Consider the following 18,237-nt stretch of genomic DNA (forward strand, 5'->3'; position numbering starts at 1 on the left):
CGGTGGACGCCTCCGGCGAGAGTATTTGGGCCAAGAAGAAGCCTAAAGCGCGTTGGGTGGCGGCAGGCCGTCCCGGAAGGCGCGCAGATTGGCCACGGCCATCATGCCCATGTCATCGCGCACCTCTTCGGCGGCGGTGCCCAGATGCGGCAGCAGCGTGACATTGTCCAGATCGCGCAGCGCCTGCGGCACTTCGGGTTCGCGTTCATAGACATCCAGCCCCGCCCCACCGATGCGGCCGGTCTGCAGCGCGGCGATCAGGGCAGCTTCGTCCACCACATCGCCGCGCGCGATGTTGACCAGATGCGCGTGGGGCTGCATCGCGCCGATTTCCGCGGCGCCGATCAGATGGCGCGTGGCGGGCCCGCCCGGCACAGCCACGACGACGACATCGGCGCCCATCGCCTCGGCCAGCGGGACCTGGCGTGCGGGCACGCCCGCATCGGCCACGGTGGAGCGGTTGTGAAACACCACCTCCATGCCGAAACCGTGATGGCAGCGGCGCGCGATGGCCTTGCCGATGCGGCCCATGCCGACGATCCCCACCCGCTTGCCCGAGACATGCAGCCCCAGCATCTGCGTGGGTTGCCAGCCGGTCCACCCGCCCGTGCGCACAAGGCGTTCGCCCTCGGCCGCGCGGCGCGCCGACATCAGGATCAGCGTCATCGCCAGATCGGCGGTGGCATCGGTCACGGCGCCGGGGGTGTTCGACACGATCACCCCCTTGGCGCGCGCGGCCGCGACATCGATATGGTTATAGCCCACGCCGAAATTGGCGATCATCCGCGTCTTCACCGGGCCCGCGAAGGCCTGCGTGCCAAAGGCATCGCCCAGCGTCGGCAGGATCGCATCATAGCCGGCCAGCGCCGCCTGCGCCTCGGCCAGGGTCATCGGCTCGGGCCTGTTGCGGAATGTCACGTCGAATTCCGCAGCCAGTGTTTCCTCGACCCGGCGGGTCAGCGCCCGCGTTACCAGAACCTTCATCAGAACAACCTTCCTCCCAGTGGTACATCCTGGCCGGGCGCGATCAGCACGACCTCTCCTTCCGCATCCGGCACGCCCAGCGTCAGCACCTCGGATCGCACGGGGCCGATCTGGCGGGGCGGAAAATTCACCACCGCCAGCACATGGCGGCCAATCAGTTCATCCAGCGTGTAATGTTTGGTGATCTGGGCCGAGGATTTCCGTTCCCCGATATCAGGGCCGAAATCGATCCAGAGCTTGTAGGCGGGTTTGCGCGCCTCGGGGAAGGGTTCGGCGCGGGTGATCCGGCCCACGCGGATATCGACCCTGGCGAAATCATCATAGGTGATCGTCATTTTCCCAGCTCCCTTCCCCGGTCGGCGGCGGCTTTGACGGCGCGGCGCAGCAGCGCGGGAAAGCCGGTTTCAGGGTCCATCAGAACCGTCAGCGCCGCCGCCGTGGTGCCGCCGGGCGAGGTGACGTTGACGCGCAGCTGTGCGGGGCTGTCGACGCTGGCCTCGGCCAGGGCACCGGCGCCGGCCACGGTGGCGCGGGCCAGGCGCAGGGCCAGATCGGGGTGCAGGCCCTCGGCCTCGCCCGCAGCGGCCAGCGCCTCGATCAGGTGAAACACATAGGCCGGGCCCGATCCGGATACCGCCGTGACCGCATCCATCTGATGTTCGCCCTCAAGGCGCACAACCTGCCCCACGGCGCGCAAAAGCCCCTCGGCCAGGTCCAGATCGGCGGCGCGGGCGGCGGCATTGCCACAGATCGCGGTGATGCCGCGGCCGATGGCGGCGGGCGTATTGGGCATGGCGCGCACCAGCGGCGTGGCCGCCCCCAGCACCTGTTCATAGGTGGCCATCGTGGTGCCTGCCGCGACCGTCACGAACAACGTATCGCCCCCGCCCATCGCGGCCAGCTGCGGCAGCGCCGCCCCCATCATCTGCGGCTTGACCGCGACCAGCACCACCGCCGGCGCGACGGGCAGATCGCTGTTCAGATGCACGCCGGTCGCCTTTAGCCAATCGGACGGGTTCGGGTCGATCACCCAGACTGCGCCGGGCGCAAGCCCACCCTTCAGCCAGCCTTCCAGCATGGCCGACCCCATCTTGCCGCAGCCCAGCAGAACAAGGCCGCGCGTGGAAATATCGGAAAAGTCCATCTTGTCTCCCCTTGGTCCGGGGAAGATTAGGCCCGACCGTAGGCCTCGGCAATGGCGACCTGCATCGCGGCCTCGGGTGTTTCATCGCCCCAGCAAGCCAGCTGGAACGCCGGATAGAACCGTTCGGCCGCAGCCACCGCCGATCCGATCAGCCGGTCGATCTGTTCCGGCCCCGCCCCCTGTCCCCCGGCCAGCACAAGCCCATAGCGCCAGACCATCAGGCGCTGTTCGGGCCAGAAGGTGAACGCCCCGGTCCAGACCTGATCATTGGCGCGGTTCAGCAGGTCATACAGGGCCGCCTCGCGCCCGGTGGGGGGGTCCATCTCGAATGTGGCGATCAGGCGCAGGGTTTCGTCGCGCGAGGACCAGGCCAGCGTGATCGAATAGGTCCGCCACTGCCCTTCAACCGCCATGGCGATCTGATCGTCGGTGACGCGGTCGAAATCCCAAGCGTGATGTTCGGCCAGCGTCTCGACGATGTCGATCGGGTGAAGATCGTCAGAGTGAAGATAGTCTTCGCCCAGCGCCATGTCCGATCTCCTGCCTCAAGTTCTTGTCATCACCACAAGGACAAGGCAAACCCGCCGTTATCCTTACTAGATATGGTGTCCCCAAAGCCCCCCTCTGTAAAGCGATTTCTGGGCGGTTGCCTGTGGATGGATCCAGAAAGCTGGGGAAAACCCGGGTTTGCCCGCCGGCACAATATCTTGGGCCATCTTGGACCCGCCCCCCGGGGCAGACCGGCCCGCCCCGAACCGATTCGGCAGCGCGCCGGGCCATCCCAAAGACCAGCGCCCGGAAATTAGGCATGTAACCTATCCTTTTGGACAAGTCGACCGGGCCCGCGATCCGTGCCTACCGCAAAATCTAGACCGCACCGATGCGGAAACCGTAAATTCGCGGCAAAAACAAGGCGTTTCCTTGACAGCACCCAGCCATTCGGTCACGATTTCCAGCAGAGGGAAATTGTTGTCATCTAAAGATTTTAAGATGAAGCGCCTTCATTTTTATCGACGGCCACAAGCGCCCCAACGGCGCCGGGCCGTCAACTGTTCCGCGTTTTGCGGCGTAATTGTGTCAGACGGGTTCAGATTATTTTCGATCGCCAAGGGTGTGAGCATGGCTGGTGAAATTGTCAAAATGGGCGCGGCGGACAGGCGCAAAACTTCCGGTTCAATCAAACGCATCGTCATCGCCGGCGGTGCGGGGTTCGTGGGGTCGCACCTGTGCGATCGCCTGCATGCCCAGGGGCACCATATCTTGTGTGTCGACAACCTGGAAACCGGGCGCATGTCAAACATTAACCATCTGGTGGGCGATGCCCGCTTCGAATTCCGGCTGCATGACGTGATCAACCCCCTGATCGTCGACGGCGCCATTGACGAGATCTACAACCTGGCCTGTGCGGCCTCACCGCCGAAATATCAGATTGATCCGGTGCACACGTTCAAGACCTCGATCCTGGGGGCGCTGAACCTGCTGGACCTGGCCCGCGACAAGGGCGCGCGCATCCTGCAGGCTTCGACCTCCGAGGTTTACGGCGATCCGGAAATCTCGCCCCAGCCGGAAAGCTATCGCGGCGCGGTCAATACCGTAGGGCCGCGGTCCTGCTATGATGAAGGCAAGCGCGGCGCCGAGACGCTGTTTCACGACTACAACGACCGCTATGGCGTGGTCACCAAGATCGCGCGCATCTTCAACACCTATGGCCCCCGGATGAACCCCGAGGATGGGCGCGTGGTGTCGAATTTTGTCGTGCAGGCGCTGTCGGGGCGTGAAATCACCATCTATGGCACGGGCGAGCAGACACGGTCCTTCTGCTATGTCGATGATCTGGTCACCGGGCTGATCGCCCTGATGGCCAGCCCGGCCGAAATGACCGATCCGGTCAATCTGGGCAATCCGGGCGAGTTCACGATGCAGGAACTGGCGCGGATCGTTCTGGACAAGACCCGGTCGAAATCGGCGCTGGTCTACCGCGACCTGCCGGTCGATGACCCCCGCCAGCGCCGCCCCGACATCACCCGCGCCCGGGACCGGCTGAACTGGGAACCGACGGTGCCGCTGGTCCGGGGGCTGGACCCGACCATCGCCTATTTCGCGGCTGAGCTGCGGCGCAATACCAAAGAGCCGGTGCGCGCATCGTGATCCCTGCCCGAAGACCCGTGCTGGTGACCGGCGGCGCCGGTTTCATCGGCTCGCATACCTGCAAGGCGCTTGCGGCGGCGGGCGCCTTGCCTGTCGTGATCGACAACCTGTCCACCGGCCATGCCGATGCGGTGCGCTGGGGGCCGCTGGTGCGCGCCGATCTGCGCGACCGCGACGCCGTGCTGCGGGTGCTGCGCGACCACAGGATCGAGGCGATCGTGCATTTCGCCGCCTCGGCCTATGTCGGGGAATCGGTGACCGATCCGGCAAAATACTATGACAACAACCTGGGCGGCATGATCGCGATGTTGTCGGCGGCGCAAGCGGCGGGTGTGGATCAGATCGTCTTTTCATCCAGCTGCGCGACCTATGGCATCCCGGCACGGCTGCCGATCGGCGAAGACATGCCGCAGGCGCCGATCAACCCCTACGGGCGCACCAAGCTGGTATGCGAATGGATGCTGCGCGATCACGGTGTGGCGCACGGGATGCGCCATGTGGCGCTGCGCTATTTCAACGCAGCCGGTGCCGACCCGGACGGCGATCTGGGTGAACGGCACAGCCCCGAAACCCACCTGATCCCGCTGGCGCTGCTGGCGGCGACGGGCCGGCGGGGGCCGCTGCAGATCTTCGGCACCGATTATCCGACCCCCGACGGCACCTGCATCCGCGACTACATCCACGTCAGCGATCTGGCCCGCGCCCATGTGATGGCGCTGGACCGGCTGGCGGCGGGGGGCGACAGTCTGGCGCTGAACCTGGGCACCGGGCGCGGCCATTCCGTGCGCGAAGTGGTCGCCGCGGTCGAACGCGTCACCGGTCGCCGTGTCCCCGTGGCCGAGGCGCCGCGCCGCCCCGGCGATCCCGCAGAACTGACCGCTGATCCCGCGCGCGCGGCTGCGACGCTGGGATTCCGTGCCGGTCATGTCGACCTGGATGAAATCGTCGCCCATGCCGCGCCCTGGTTTTCAGGGGATATCTGATGCCCGCGCGCAAGGCCATGCCTGGCCCGCTTTTTCTGACCCCGGTGCTGACCGGCAGACGGGCTGCGAAATATTTCGTCCTGGCGCTGATCTGGGCTGTGGCAGCGGGCTTTTTCTGGGGCTGGTGGCTGCGTCCCGAACACGCCATCGGCACCGGGCGTTTCATCATCCTGACCCTGGCACTGGCCTGGGTCTACGGCATGCAGCTTTATTTCATGACCGTGTTCCTGATGGCGCAGGTATCCGTGGCGCCCGACCCGGTTCCCGGGCGCTGGCGCGTGGCGATGATCGTCACCAAGACCCCGTCCGAGCCCTTCAGCGTGCTGCGCCCCACGCTGGAGGCGATGCTGGCCCAGGATTACCCCCATGACACCTGGCTGGCCGATGAGGACCCCCAGCCCCAGACCATCGCATGGTGCGCAACCCATGGGGTCAGGATTTCTTCGCGCAAGGGGGTGGCCGACTATCACCGCGCCGAATGGCCACGCCGGACCCGCTGCAAGGAAGGCAACCTGGCCTATTTCTATGACCACTGGGGCTATCGCGATTACGATATCGTCGCCCAGCTGGACGCCGACCACGTCCCCCAACCCGGCTATCTGCGCGAGGTTCTGCGCCCCTTTGCCGACCCCGGCGTCGGCTATGTCTCGGCCCCGTCGATCTGTTCCGCCAATGCGCGTCAAAGCTGGGCCGCACGCACACGGCTTTACGCCGAGGCCGCCTTTCACGGCGTCTTTCAGGCCGGCTATACCGGGGCGCTGGCGCCGATGTGTATCGGCTCGCATTACGCGGTGCGCACCAAGGCGCTGCGAGAGGTGGGTGGTCTGGGCCCCGAACTGGCCGAGGATCATTCCACCACCATGCTGATGAATGCCGGCGGCTGGCGTGGGGTCCATGCGATGAACGCAATCGCCTATGGCGACGGGCCGGCCAGCCTGCCCGATCTGGTGACCCAGGAATTCCAGTGGTCGCGCAGCCTGCTGTCGCTGCTGCTGCGCCATACCCCGCGCTATCTGCCGAACCTGCCGCTCCGCCTTCGGTTCCTGTTCGTGCTTTGTCAGCTTTGGTATCCGATTTTCGCGCTGACCATGGCGCTGATGTATGTCTCGCCGATCCTGGCCATCGTCTTTGACATGCGCTTTGCCGATGTCACCTACCCCGCCTTCGTGGGCCATACCCTGCCCGCCGTGACGGCGATGATCGTGTTTGCCTATGCGCTGCGGCGCGACGGTTTTTTCCGGCCCCGCGATGCGCGGGTCATCGCCTGGGAAAAGGCGCTGTTCGTGACGCTGCAATGGCCCTGGGTTCTCTGGGGCTGTCTGATGGCGCTGCGCGACCGGATCACCGGGCGCTTCGTCGACTTTCGCATCACCCCCAAGGGCGAGGCCGCAACCGCCCGCCTGCCCTGGAAGGTGCTGATGGTCTATGTCGTGCTGGCGGCAGGCAGCCTGCTGCCGGTGGTCCTGGTCGAGGGCGTGACCGAGGCGCGCGGTTTTTATTTGCTATCCGTTTTGAACGCCATGCTATACATTTGCTCTGTGGCGATAATCATCGTCCGGCATTTGCGCGACACACGCCCGCAGTGGCATCAGGCCCCGGTCGAGGTTGTTGCACAGACAGGGGTCCTGGCGGCGATCATCTGGCTTGCGGTCGCAGCCCTGACAATGCGCGCAGAGGAAAGCCTGCACGCGCTTGCCACGGGGCTTGAACCGCTGCGTCTGACCAAGGCCGAATATGTGGCCGCAGGCGCAGGCCGGGGCGCCGCCGGAGAGGTTCGGTTCCGCTTCGCCCCGGGGTGGAACTGACACGACGCGTGACGGGGAAAAGGCCAGTGAAGGAGGCCCAGATGGCACAGGATTTCATGACGAACCGTGGCAACGGGCGGCTGCGTGCCGCACTGTGCGCCGCGCTTATTGCCACATTCGGCACTTTTGGCGCGGTCGCCCAGGCCGCCCCCCCCGGCACCGTTCCCTTTGGCGTCTATGATCCAGACGGGGATTTCGAAGATGACAATGAGGTGGTGATCGAACATCTGTTCCTGCCCTGGGAAGATGTCTACCTGCCCTCGCTGAATGACGCCGATGCCTATGCAAAGGCGCGCGACCGCGCCCTTCTGGTGACGCTGGAACCCTGGACCTGGTCGCGCAGCGAACGCAATACCGCGCAATATCTGCGCCGCGGCATCGCCTCGGGCGCCTATGACGGCAACATGAAGGCCGTCTGCGACGTGCTGGCCACGCTGGAAAGCCCGGTCACCCTGCGCTGGGGCCACGAAATGGACGACGACAACGGCCAGTTCATCTGGGCCGGCTGGAAACCCGATGATTACATCGCCGCCTACAAGCGCATGGTCGATACCTGCCGCACCTCGGCGCCGAACATCACGGTGATGTGGTCGCCGCTGGGCGATGAAGGGATGGAAGAATACTATCCCGGCGATGACTATGTGGACCTGGTCGGCATTTCGGTCTTTGGCCTGCAGGCCTGGGATCAGGCAAAATTCGGCCGCGACCGGAGCTATGAGGAAATCTTCAAGCCCCGCTACGAACGTGCCGCCGCCTATGGCAAGCCGGTCGTGGTGGCCGAACTGGGCTATGTCGGCCAGCGCGACTATGTCGAGGCCTGGGACAATGAAGTCCGTCAGGCCAAGCCCGAATATCCCTCGCTGGTGGGCGTGGCCTATTTCAATTATCCCGAGGTCTATCCCTGGCCGGAAGGGTTCGGCATGCCCGATTGGCGCGTGAAGAATCAGATTCTGGACTGAAACCAACCATCGCGGCAGGCGTGGCGGATTTCCGCCAACCGCCTGCCGCCCACCAAGACGCTGAAAGCGAACGACATTCGCCCGCGTCACGCCGCGATCCCCCCTGCCCTGAAAATTCCCAGATTTGGCCCCGGTTGCGCTGCAAGGCGGTGTGACCCTAAATTGTCCCAAATCCCGAGGTGCAGACGCTGCAACACAGGCCCCACAGCCCAAGCGCAGCAGCCCACCCATCGAGGCAGGAGTTCGACATGAAAGACCTTTCCTCGCGCGCCCTGCGCGCGTTCGCCCTCATGTGCATGGTCAGCCTTGGCACAGCCACCACCGCTGCCGCACAAAGCACGGCCTCTGAAATCCGGGCGTTGCCTGTGCTGGTGTCCAGCGTCGCAGGCAAGGGATCGGCCAGCTTCGACTGGCGCGCCAAGAAGGGGCCGCAGACCGCAAGCGCCCAAAAGCCACGCGCCCTGACCCGGGTGGTGCATGGCCGCGGGCGCTATGTCTGCTCGCCCGCAGGCTTCGGTCGCAAGTCACAGTGCCACTCCCGCTGACCGCGACACCACCGACCGCGCCGCGCCCGGTGTGACACGGACGATGTGACACGGACGATGTGACACGGGCACCCGCCGACCGCAGACCTGCTTCCGTTTCTGCGGTGGCCCGTTCCTCCGGGGTAAACCTACTCGCAGAAAATTGAAAAACCGGGACACGGCGTGGCCCGGTTCATGCATCTGGTACGGTTGTGGTACGGTTGGTGGAGCAGAGGGGGATCGAACCCCTGACCTCGTCATTGCGAACGACGCGCTCTCCCAACTGAGCTACTGCCCCTCACCGTGGGCGGGTGTTTCGCCCAACCGACGCGCATTGTCAAGCGACGCCGCAGCGGTTTGCGAAGAATTTTCACGCCCCCACACCGCCCCGGCGCCTGCGGACACTCAGACCCGCACGGGGATTTTTCCCTGCACGAAGGATATCAGATCCGCCGCAGGCCGCGCGCCGGCCAGACGCGCAATTTCCCGTCCCCGATGGAACAGGATGAAGGCCGGAATGCCCTGGATCGAGAAACGGATCGCCGCATCAGGATTGGATTGCGTATCGATCTTGGCCAACCGAACCCGGGGCGCCAGCATCTGCGCGGCCTTTTGAAATTCGGGTGCCATCGCGCGGCAAGGGCCGCACCAGGGCGCCCAGAAATCCACCAGCAGCGGCAGATCATCGCTCTTCGCCGCTTTCTCCAGTGTGCGCAGATCCAGCGCCGCGACCTTGCCCGCCACAAGCCCGGCCCCGCAGATCCCACATTTCGGCGCAGCCCCCAGCCTGTCCGCCGGAACCCGGTTCGCCTGCCCACAGTCCAGACAGGTCAGTTTCACAGTCTCGGCCATCCAAAGCCCCCTTGCATTCATCTTTCCGAATATATCGGTGCATCGGGCAGGACCTTCAAGATGCGGCTTCTTCTTGGACGAAATACTCCCGCCGGAGGCTCCGGCGATACCCGCGGACGCCTCCGGCGGGAGTATTTCTGCAAGGAGAAGCTCACTCTGCCGCGTAGGCTTCGACCGGCGGGCAGGTGCAGACCAGGTTGCGATCACCATAGACATTGTCGACGCGGCCGACGGGCGGCCAGTATTTGTCGACACGGAAGGCCCCGGGCGGGAAGCAGCCGGCCTCGCGGCTATAGGCACGGTCCCAATCGGTGACGAGATCCTCGACCGTGTGCGGCGCGTGGCGCAGGGGTGAGGATTCGGCCGTTATCTCGCCCTGTTCCACGGCGCGGATTTCGGTGCGGATCGCCAGCATCGCGGTGATGAAGCGGTCGATTTCGGCCTTGGTCTCGGATTCCGTAGGCTCGACCATCAGGGTCCCGGAAACGGGCCAGCTCATGGTGGGGGCATGGAAGCCATTATCAATCAGACGCTTGGCGATATCATCCACCGTCACGCCCACTTCGGCGAAGGGGCGGGTGTCGAGGATGCATTCATGCGCCACCCGGCCGCGGTTGCCCATGAACAGGATCGGATAGGCCGATTTGAGCCGCGCCGCGATATAGTTGGCGTTCAGGATCGCCACGCGGGTCGCCTGGGTCAGCCCCTCGCCGCCCATCATCAGGCAATAGGCCCAGGAGATCAGCAGGATCGAGGCCGAGCCATAGGGGGCAGCCGACACCGGGCCCGCATAGTCTTTGTCTTGCGGGCCTGCGCCCGCGGATCCCCCCGTTTCCGGATGGCCCGGCAGGTAGGGCGCCAGATGCGCCTTGACCCCGATCGGGCCCATGCCGGGACCGCCGCCGCCATGCGGGATGGCGAAGGTCTTGTGCAGGTTCAGGTGACTGACATCCGAGCCGATCTCGCCCGGTTTCACCAGCCCCACCAGCGCATTCATGTTCGCGCCGTCCAGATAGACCTGGCCGCCGTGCTCATGCGTGATCGTGCAGATGCGGCGCACGGTTTCCTCGAACACGCCATGGGTTGAGGGGTAGGTGATCATGCAGGCCGCCAGGTTGCCGCCCGCGGCCCTGGCCTTGGCCTCGAAATCCTCAAGGTCCACATCGCCGTTCGGGGCGGATTTCACCACGACCACCTCCATCCCCGCCATATGGGCCGAGGCGGGGTTGGTACCATGTGCCGAGACCGGGATCAGGCAGATGTTGCGGTGTCCCTCGCCCCGGGCGCGGTGATAGGCGGCGATGGTCAGCAAGCCCGCATATTCGCCCTGCGCGCCGGAATTGGGCTGCATGGAAAAGGCGTCATAGCCGGTGATTTCGCACAGCTTGGCGGTCAGATCGTCGATCGCCTCTTTATATCCCAGCGCCTGATCGGCGGGGGCAAAGGGATGCAGGCTGCCAAATTCGGGCCAGGTGATCGGCATCATCTCGGCCGCGGCGTTCAGCTTCATCGTGCAGGACCCCAGCGGGATCATCGCCCGGTCCAGTGCCAGGTCGCGATCCGACAGGCGGCGCATGTAGCGCATCATTTCCGATTCCGCCCGGTTCATGTGGAACACCGGATGGGTCAGGTAATCGGACTGGCGCAGCAGCCCTTCGGGGACGGCAGGCGCCTGCGGTTCCGCTGCGGGGTCGGTGATGCCAAAGGCATCCAGAACCCGTGCGATGACGCCCGCATCGGTCAGTTCATCGACTGAAATCCCGACCCGGTCACGCCCGACCTTGCGCAGGTTGATGCCGCGGTGCCGGGCGGCGGCCAGAATGCCGGCCTGGCCCACCCCGACCTCGACCGTGACCGTGTCAAAGAACACCTCGGGTTGCACTTTTGCGCCCGCCGCGCGCAGGGCGCCGGCCAGTTTCACTGCGTTGAAATGCACTTTTTCCGCAATGGCCCGAAGCCCCACCGGCCCGTGGAACACTGCGTAGAACGAGGCCATCACCGCCAGCAGCGCCTGCGCCGTGCAGACGTTCGAGGTGGCCTTCTCGCGCCGGATATGCTGTTCACGGGTCTGCAGGGAAAGGCGATAGGCCTTGTTGCCCCTGGCGTCGATCGACACCCCGACGATCCGGCCCGGCATGGCGCGCTTGAAATCATCCTTGCAGGACATGAAAGCCGCGTGCGGCCCGCCATAACCCATCGGCACGCCGAACCTTTGGGCCGAACCCACGGCGATATCGGCGCCCATCGCGCCCGGTTCCTTCAGCAGGCACAGCGCCAGCAGATCGGTTGCGACCACTGCCACCGCCTTGGCCGCATGCAGCGCCCCGATCTGGTCGGTGAAGTCGCGCACATGGCCGAAGGTGCCCGGATACTGGAAGATCGCGCCGAAAACGGTGGCAGGGTCCAGTGCCTCGGGCGCGCCCACGATCACCTGAATGCCCAGCGGCAAGGCGCGGGTGCGGATCACCTCGACCGTCTGCGGGTGGCAGTTTTCATCGACGAAAAAGCCGCGCGCCTTCGATTTAGCAACGCGTTCTGCCATCGCCATCGCCTCGGCGGCGGCCGTCGCCTCATCCAGCAGGCTGGCGTTGGCGATGGGCAGGCCGGTCAGGTCGCTGACCATGGTCTGATAGTTCAGCAGCGCCTCAAGCCGGCCTTGCGCGATTTCCGGCTGATAGGGGGTATAGGCGGTATACCAGGCCGGATTTTCCAGAATGTTGCGCTGGATCGCGGGCGGGGTGACGGTGCCGTAGTAACCCTGCCCGATCAGGCTGGTCATCACGCGGTTCTTTGCCGCCACCGCGCGCATCTTTTCCAGCAGCTCATGTTCCGTCAGCGACGCCCAGCCCAAAGGCTGTGACTGGCGGATGGATTTTGGCACCGTTTCATCGATCAGCGCATCGAGGCTTTGCACCCCCACGGCCTTCAGCATCTCGGCCATTTCGGCGGGGCTTGGCCCGATGTGGCGGCGGTTGGCGAAATCGTAGGTATCGTAGGTCGTACGGGTGAAAGCCATGATGTCCTCAGCCGATCATCTCTTTGTAGGCAGCTTCATCCATGAAGCCATCCAGCGCCGACAGATCGGCGACCTTCATCTTGAAGAACCAGTTGCCCAGCGGGTCTTCGTTCACAAGGCCGGGTGTCTCGGCCAGGGCCTCGTTCACCTCGACGATCTCGCCATCCAGCGGGGCCAGAATGTCGGAGGCCGCCTTGACCGATTCGATCACGCAGATCTCATCGCCCTTCGACACGTCCCCCGCTTCGGGCAGTTCGACGAATACCACGTCGCCCAGTGCCTCGGCGGCATGTTCGGTGATCCCCACGACGACCAGATCGCCTTCGACGCGCAGCCATTCATGATCTTCTGTATATTTCATCGGAAACGCTCCTCAGCGCTTGTAGGTGGTGGGTTGGAAGGGCATCGGCACAATGCGGGCAGGCAGGCGCTTGCCGCGCAGATCGCCATAAACGGTGGCCCCTTCGGGCAGGTCGGCGGGCAGATAGGCCATCGCCATCGGTGCATTGATCGACGGCCCGAATCCGCCCGAGGTCACGCGGCCAATCGGCGCGCCACCTTCGGGGCCGGCGTAAAGTTCCACCCCCTCGCGCATCGGCGCGCGGCCCTCGGGGCGCAGGCCAAAACGGCGGCGCACCGGGCCTTCGGCCAGTTCACGCAAAATACGGTCCGCGCCCGGGAACCCGCCCGCGCGCGCACCACCCGTCCGGCGGGCCTTCTGGATCGCCCAGGTCAGCGCGGCCTCGACCGGGCTGGTGGTGGTGTCGATGTCATGGCCATACAGGCACAGCCCCGCCTCAAGCCGCAGGCTGTCGCGCGCGCCAAGACCGATCGGCGCGACCTCGGCCATCGCCAGAAGCGCGCGGGCAAAGGCCAGCGCCTGCGCATCGGGCACGGAAATCTCGAACCCGTCCTCGCCGGTATAGCCGGACCGCGACACCCAAAGCGCCGCCCCCTGCCAGTCAAAGACGCCCACATCCATGAAGCGCATCGCCGCCACGCCCGGCACCAGCCGCACCAGCGCGGTTTCCGCCGCCGGTCCCTGCAGCGCCAGAAGCGCGCGACCGGTGATTTCCTGCACCTCCAGGTCCAGATGCCCGCGCATATGCGCCAGGTCCTGCGCCTTGCAGGCCGCGTTCACCACGACAAGCAGATGATCGCCGCGATTTGCCACCATCAGGTCATCCAGAATGCCCCCCGCCGCATCGGTGAACATCGCATAGCGCTGCCGCCCCTCGGCCAGCGACATCAGGTCCACCGGAACAAGCGCCTCAAGCGCGGCGGCCGCATCCGCCGCCTTGCCCGATTGCGCGCGCAGGATCACCTGGCCCATATGGCTGACATCGAACAGGCCCGCGGCGGCGCGGGTGTGCAGATGTTCCTTCAGCACACCCATCGGATATTGCACGGGCATCTCATAGCCCGCGAAAGGCACCATTTTCGCGCCCAGTTCCACATGCAGGTCATAAAGACCGGTCCGCAACAGGTCGGTCATGCCGCCCCCCTCTGTCAGCCGGTCCCCCGGCACCGAATCCAGGACAGGCTGCGCCCGCCCAAAACGATGCCCCCTCTGTCCCTACCCTTGCGGGCGCCTGAGATCGTTATCCCTTCGGCGGGCCTTGCAGCCACTCTCCAGAGTCCTTTGCCAGAACGGTCCCTTGCGCCTGAGAGTTTACCGGGGCGGTTGCTCCTTCGGCACCGGATCGGCCAAACCTGGCCACCCGGATTCTCCCGATCCTGACCTTTCCTTGCTACCCGAGCACCTTGCCTCCGCGCAAGCGGGGAAATCGCAACCGGCGCCGCAGCCGGAAAAAACGACAGGGCGGGGTCAACCGCCCCGCCCTCTTCGGCTTTGCAAAAATATCCCGGGGTCCGGGGCAGCGCCCCGGCTGCGCCCTCAGCCGCGGGCGCGGACCTTTTGCAAAAGCGGCATCAGATCGGCCATCTCGGGACCATGCGCCTGACCCGTCAGGGCCTTGCGCAGCGGCATGAACAGCCCCTTGCCCTTGCGGCCCGTGGCCTCTTTCACCGCGGCCGTCCAGTCGGCCCAGCTTTGCGCGCCATAGGGCGGGGGCGGCAACATCTGCAGCGCGGTCGCCACAAACTCCGCATCCTCGGCATCGATCACCGGATCGGCGCCTTCCAGCACCAGATCGGCCCAGTGCTGCAGGTCATCCAGCTTGTCGATATTCTTCGAGGCGACCGCCCAGAACGCCTCGGCCAACGCGTCGGGAACGCCCAGATGGCGGATCCGGTCGGCCACCGCGGCATAGGGCAGCTGCTGGTTGCGCGCGCGCGTCAGCGGGATCAGGTCCTCGGCATCGAATTTGGTGGGGGCCGCGCCGAACTGGCCCAGGTCGAACCCATCGGCCAGCTCATCCAGACTCATGCGCAGCTCGACCGGCTGGCTCGATCCCAGCCGCGCCATCAGGCTCAGCAGCGCCTCGGGCGCGATGCCATTGGCGCGCAGGTCGCGCAGGCTCAGCGTGCCCAGCCGTTTCGACAATTCCTCGCCCTGCGCGCCGGTCAGCAGGCTGTGATGCGCAAAGGCCGGCGGCTTGCCGCCCAGCGCCTCGATGATCTGGATCTGGGTCGCGGTATTGGTCACATGGTCGGCGCCGCGCACGATATGCGTGACCCCCATCTGGATGTCATCGACCGAGGAGGCAAAGGTATACAGCACCTGCCCGTCCGCCCGGATCAGCACCGGGTCCGACACCGAGCCCGCATCGATCGAGATGTCGCCCAGAATCCCGTCGGGCCATTCGATCCGGGTCTGATCCAGCAGGAACCGCCAATAGCCTTCACGCCCCTCTTCGCGCATCCGCTCCTTTTCCAGATCGGTCAGCTTCAGCGAAGCGCGGTCATAGACCGGCGGGCGATGCATGTTCAGAAGCTTCTTGCGCTTCAGGTCCAGTTCCGTCGGGCTTTCGAAACATTCATACAGCTTGCCCGTCCGGCGCAGGCTTTCGGCCGCCGCCTCATACCGGTCGATCCGGTCCGACTGGCGTTCCACCCGGTCCCAGGTCAGGCCCAGCCACTCCAGATCCTCCATGATCGCATCGGCATATTCCTGCTTCGAGCGTTCCTGGTCGGTATCGTCCAGCCGCAGGATAAAGGTGCCGCCGGTCTTGCGCGCGATCAGATAGTTGAACAGCGCGGTCCGAAGGTTGCCGACATGGATATAGCCGGTGGGCGAAGGGGCAAAGCGGGTAACCGTGGTCATGGGTGCAACTCCTGTTCATCCTGCTCTTTCACAGGGCGGGGCTTTTGTCCATATCGGGGCCAGAGCAAGGAGACAGGAATGACCGATTGGCAGGGCCGCGCGGCGCCCGACCTGACCGCGATCGAAACCATGGCCGAGGCCGCGCGCCTGACCCTTCCGCGGGCCTTTGCCACCGCCGCCGCGCAGGTCGTGCTGCGGGTCGAGGATTTCGCCCCCGACGCGATCCTGGCCGGAATGGGAATTGATGACCCCTTCGATCTGACCGGCCTTTACGACGGCATTCCCCTGACCCGGAAATCGGTGATGGATCAGCAGGCCGGCCCCGATGTGATCTGGCTGTTCCGCCGCCCGATCCTGGATGAATGGGCCGGGCGCGGGGATGTGGCGCTGGATGCGCTGGTGGCGCATGTCTATGTGCATGAACTCGCCCATCATTTCGGCTGGTCCGATGACGACATCGCCGCCATCGACCGCTGGTGGGAATGACCCCGGCGCAGGTCGCACCACAGTATTGCCCTGCAGTATTGCCCTTTTTCACCGCCGCCCTACCTCGGCCTTATGGCAACAAGAGGGAGGCCCCCATGACCGAACCCACATTCACCCGCCGCAGCGCGCTGCTGGGGGCGGCAGCCGTACCGCTGGCCGCCGCGATGATCGCCCGCCCGCGCGCGGCCCTGGCCAATGCGCCGATGGCAGGCCCCGCCATCGCCCCCTTCCACCGCGTCAAACTGGGCAATTATGAGGTGACGACCCTGCTGTCCGGCACCCGCATCGTGGAAAAGCCGCAGGAAATCTTTGGCCTGAACGCCACGCCCGAGGATTTTGCCGCCGTATCCGCCGCGGCCTTCATCCCGGTTGAGGCCGCGCGCTTCTACTTCACCCCCACGCTGGTCAATACCGGGGCCGAACTGGTGCTGTTCGACACCGGCAACGACCCCGCCGGCATCACCGCGGCGCTGGCGGCAGCGGGCGTCACCCCCGATCAGGTTGATGTCGTGGTGCTGACCCACATGCACGGCGACCACATCGGCGGACTGTCCGACGGCACCACTGCCACCTTCGCCAATGCCCGCTACGTCACCGGCGCCGTGGAACACAACCACTGGTCCGCCGCCGGGAACGAGGGCTTCGATACCAGGGTCAAGCCGCTGAACGACAAGATGACCTTCGTCGAAAAAGGCGGCGAAGCCGCCCCCGGCATCTCGGCCATCGAGGCCTTCGGCCACACCCCCGGCCACATGGCCTGGCGCATCGAAAGCGAGGGACAGGGCCTGATCGTCATCGCGGATGCCGCCAACCATTACGTCTGGTCGCTGGAACAGCCCGACTGGGAGGTGCGCTTTGACATGGACAAGGCCGCCGCCGCCGCCACCCGCAAGGAACTGCTGGGCATGATCGCGGCCGACCGGCTGCCCTTCACCGGCTATCACATGCCCTTCCCCGCGATGGGGTATCTGGAACCGAAGGGCGCGGGCTTCCGCTTCGTCCCCGCCTCCTACCAGCTCAGCCTGTGATCCGGCGGGGCCGTGGGGCGGACCCACGGCCCCCGACCGCTTGGCGGACGCGGCAAAAGCTGGCACTCTGGCCCCCGCCCAAGGACGCCACGCAATGAAACCGATCCTGACGATCACCCTGAACCCCACCGTCGACCTGTCGATTACCGCCCCGGCGATCACCCCCGACCGCAAGCTGCGCTGCTCACGCCCCGACACCGACCCCGGCGGCGGCGGCATCAATGTCAGCCGCGCGATCCACGAACTGGGCGGCACCTCGACCGCTTTCGTGGCGGTGGGCGGCCCCACGGGCGACAAGGTGATGCGGCTTCTGGCCGAAACCGGCATCGGCCTGATGCCCTTTCCCGCCCCCGGGGAAACCCGCCAGAGCATGACCGCCACCGATCTGTCCAGCGGCGCACAATACCGCTTTGTCATGCCCGGCCCCGATTGGACGCTCGCCGCGATGAACCGCGCGCTGGCACGCATCGTCCGCGCGGCGCCCACGGGGGGGCTGACGGTTCTGTCGGGCAGCCTGCCCCCGGGCCTGCCAGACGATTTCTCCGCCCGCCTGGCCGCCCGCATCGCGCGCTGCCGCAGCCAGCTGCTCCTCGACATTTCCGGCGCGGCGCTGCAGAAACTGCGCACCATCACAACGCCCCCCGCCGATGTCCTGCGCCTCGACGACCTTGAGGCCCGGCACCTGGCGGGCAGCCGCCTCGATACCGCGGCCGACAGCGCCGATTTCGCCGCATCGCTGGTGCGCGACGGGGTGGCGCGGGCGGTGATCCTGGCGCGCGGGGCCGAAGGCAATGTGATGGCAACCGCCGAAGACCGCTGGTGCGCCACCGCGCCCCAGGTTCCCGTCACCTCACGCGTGGGCGCGGGCGACAGTTTCGTCGCGGGCTTCACCCTGGCAACCGCGCGCGGCGCCCCCCTGCCCGAGGCCCTGCGCCACGGCACCGCCGCCGCCGCCGCCGCGGTGATGACCCCGGCCACAGACCTCTGCCGCGCCCGCGACGTGCGCCGCCTGCTGCCGCAATGCCGGCTTGTCCGCCTCTGACCCCGCGGCTTCTTCTTGGCCGAAATACTCCGGGGGTACG

Annotated in this window: 17 protein-coding genes, 1 tRNA gene and 1 riboswitch; of the genes, 8 read left to right on the plus strand and 10 right to left on the minus strand. The window is 65.9% G+C overall.

The window, feature by feature from the left end:
* Positions 1 to 42: 42 nt before the first annotated feature.
* From ACK8OU_RS07395 to ACK8OU_RS07410, 4 genes are read right to left on the minus strand one after another with little or no spacing between them, the layout of a single operon-like run.
* Positions 43 to 984: a 2-hydroxyacid dehydrogenase gene (locus ACK8OU_RS07395; RefSeq protein WP_410302729.1), complete on the minus strand. Its 942-nt coding sequence runs from the start codon at positions 982 to 984 to the stop codon at positions 43 to 45.
* A complete protein-coding gene (locus ACK8OU_RS07400; RefSeq protein WP_410302730.1) occupies positions 984 to 1,319 on the minus strand; it encodes a tRNA-binding protein in 336 nt (111 codons plus the stop codon). The genes ACK8OU_RS07395 and ACK8OU_RS07400 overlap by 1 nt, the downstream gene beginning before the upstream one ends.
* On the minus strand, positions 1,316 to 2,128 hold the full coding sequence (proC, locus tag ACK8OU_RS07405) for a pyrroline-5-carboxylate reductase (protein ID WP_410302731.1): 813 nt from the start codon (positions 2,126 to 2,128) through the stop codon (positions 1,316 to 1,318). The genes ACK8OU_RS07400 and proC overlap by 4 nt, the downstream gene beginning before the upstream one ends.
* A 26-nt stretch (positions 2,129 to 2,154) precedes the next feature.
* On the minus strand, positions 2,155 to 2,658 hold the full coding sequence (locus ACK8OU_RS07410) for a type III secretion system chaperone family protein (protein WP_410302732.1): 504 nt from the start codon (positions 2,656 to 2,658) through the stop codon (positions 2,155 to 2,157).
* A 589-nt stretch (positions 2,659 to 3,247) separates the two neighbouring features.
* Between ACK8OU_RS07410 and ACK8OU_RS07415 the strand changes: the two genes are divergently transcribed.
* The 5 genes from ACK8OU_RS07415 to ACK8OU_RS07435 all read left to right on the plus strand — a co-directional run bounded on the left by ACK8OU_RS07415 (position 3,248) and on the right by ACK8OU_RS07435 (position 8,568).
* Positions 3,248 to 4,276: a UDP-glucuronic acid decarboxylase family protein gene (locus tag ACK8OU_RS07415; RefSeq protein WP_410302733.1), complete on the plus strand. Its 1,029-nt coding sequence runs from the start codon at positions 3,248 to 3,250 to the stop codon at positions 4,274 to 4,276.
* Entirely contained in the window at positions 4,276 to 5,259 is a 984-nt protein-coding gene (galE, locus tag ACK8OU_RS07420) for a UDP-glucose 4-epimerase GalE (RefSeq protein WP_410302764.1), read from the plus strand. Before ACK8OU_RS07415 ends, galE begins: the two co-directional genes overlap by 1 nt.
* Positions 5,259 to 7,064, plus strand: a complete 1,806-nt coding sequence (locus ACK8OU_RS07425; RefSeq protein ID WP_410302734.1) for a glycosyltransferase family 2 protein — start codon at positions 5,259 to 5,261, stop codon at positions 7,062 to 7,064. The genes galE and ACK8OU_RS07425 overlap by 1 nt, the downstream gene beginning before the upstream one ends.
* A gap of 41 nt (positions 7,065 to 7,105) precedes the next feature.
* Positions 7,106 to 8,023 (plus strand): glycoside hydrolase family 26 protein, encoded by a 918-nt coding sequence (locus tag ACK8OU_RS07430; protein ID WP_410302735.1) that lies wholly within the window; start codon positions 7,106 to 7,108, stop codon positions 8,021 to 8,023.
* Positions 8,024 to 8,271: 248 nt separating this feature from the next.
* Positions 8,272 to 8,568: a hypothetical protein gene (locus ACK8OU_RS07435; RefSeq protein ID WP_410302736.1), complete on the plus strand. Its 297-nt coding sequence runs from the start codon at positions 8,272 to 8,274 to the stop codon at positions 8,566 to 8,568.
* A gap of 201 nt (positions 8,569 to 8,769) precedes the next feature.
* On the opposite strand, the gene ACK8OU_RS07440 is transcribed toward ACK8OU_RS07435, so the two are convergent.
* The 6 genes from ACK8OU_RS07440 to gltX all read right to left on the minus strand — a co-directional run bounded on the left by ACK8OU_RS07440 (position 8,770) and on the right by gltX (position 15,641).
* A tRNA-Ala gene (locus ACK8OU_RS07440) sits at positions 8,770 to 8,845 on the minus strand.
* Positions 8,846 to 8,952: 107 nt separating this feature from the next.
* On the minus strand, positions 8,953 to 9,399 hold the full coding sequence (locus ACK8OU_RS07445) for a thioredoxin family protein (RefSeq protein WP_410302737.1): 447 nt from the start codon (positions 9,397 to 9,399) through the stop codon (positions 8,953 to 8,955).
* Between the two features lie 151 nt (positions 9,400 to 9,550).
* Positions 9,551 to 12,415, minus strand: a complete 2,865-nt coding sequence (gcvP, locus tag ACK8OU_RS07450; protein WP_410302738.1) for an aminomethyl-transferring glycine dehydrogenase — start codon at positions 12,413 to 12,415, stop codon at positions 9,551 to 9,553.
* 7 nt (positions 12,416 to 12,422) lie between these two features.
* On the minus strand, positions 12,423 to 12,776 hold the full coding sequence (gcvH, locus tag ACK8OU_RS07455) for a glycine cleavage system protein GcvH (RefSeq protein ID WP_410302739.1): 354 nt from the start codon (positions 12,774 to 12,776) through the stop codon (positions 12,423 to 12,425).
* 12 nt (positions 12,777 to 12,788) lie between these two features.
* A complete protein-coding gene (gene gcvT / locus ACK8OU_RS07460) occupies positions 12,789 to 13,910 on the minus strand; it encodes a glycine cleavage system aminomethyltransferase GcvT (RefSeq protein WP_410302740.1) in 1,122 nt (373 codons plus the stop codon).
* Between the two features lie 146 nt (positions 13,911 to 14,056).
* Positions 14,057 to 14,159: riboswitch (glycine riboswitch) on the minus strand.
* Positions 14,160 to 14,312: 153 nt separating this feature from the next.
* Positions 14,313 to 15,641: a glutamate--tRNA ligase gene (gltX, locus tag ACK8OU_RS07465; protein WP_410302741.1), complete on the minus strand. Its 1,329-nt coding sequence runs from the start codon at positions 15,639 to 15,641 to the stop codon at positions 14,313 to 14,315.
* Positions 15,642 to 15,719: 78 nt separating this feature from the next.
* Between gltX and ACK8OU_RS07470 the strand changes: the two genes are divergently transcribed.
* From ACK8OU_RS07470 to ACK8OU_RS07480, 3 genes are all read left to right on the plus strand, one after another.
* A complete protein-coding gene (locus ACK8OU_RS07470) occupies positions 15,720 to 16,127 on the plus strand; it encodes a metallopeptidase family protein (protein WP_410302742.1) in 408 nt (135 codons plus the stop codon).
* A gap of 95 nt (positions 16,128 to 16,222) precedes the next feature.
* On the plus strand, positions 16,223 to 17,155 hold the full coding sequence (locus ACK8OU_RS07475; RefSeq protein WP_410302743.1) for an MBL fold metallo-hydrolase: 933 nt from the start codon (positions 16,223 to 16,225) through the stop codon (positions 17,153 to 17,155).
* A gap of 94 nt (positions 17,156 to 17,249) precedes the next feature.
* A complete protein-coding gene (locus ACK8OU_RS07480) occupies positions 17,250 to 18,197 on the plus strand; it encodes a 1-phosphofructokinase family hexose kinase (RefSeq protein WP_410302744.1) in 948 nt (315 codons plus the stop codon).
* The last annotated feature ends 40 nt before the right edge of the window (positions 18,198 to 18,237 follow it).

The organism is Pontitalea aquivivens (assembly GCF_046507575.1).
Classification (GTDB): domain Bacteria; phylum Pseudomonadota; class Alphaproteobacteria; order Rhodobacterales; family Rhodobacteraceae; genus Pontitalea; species Pontitalea aquivivens.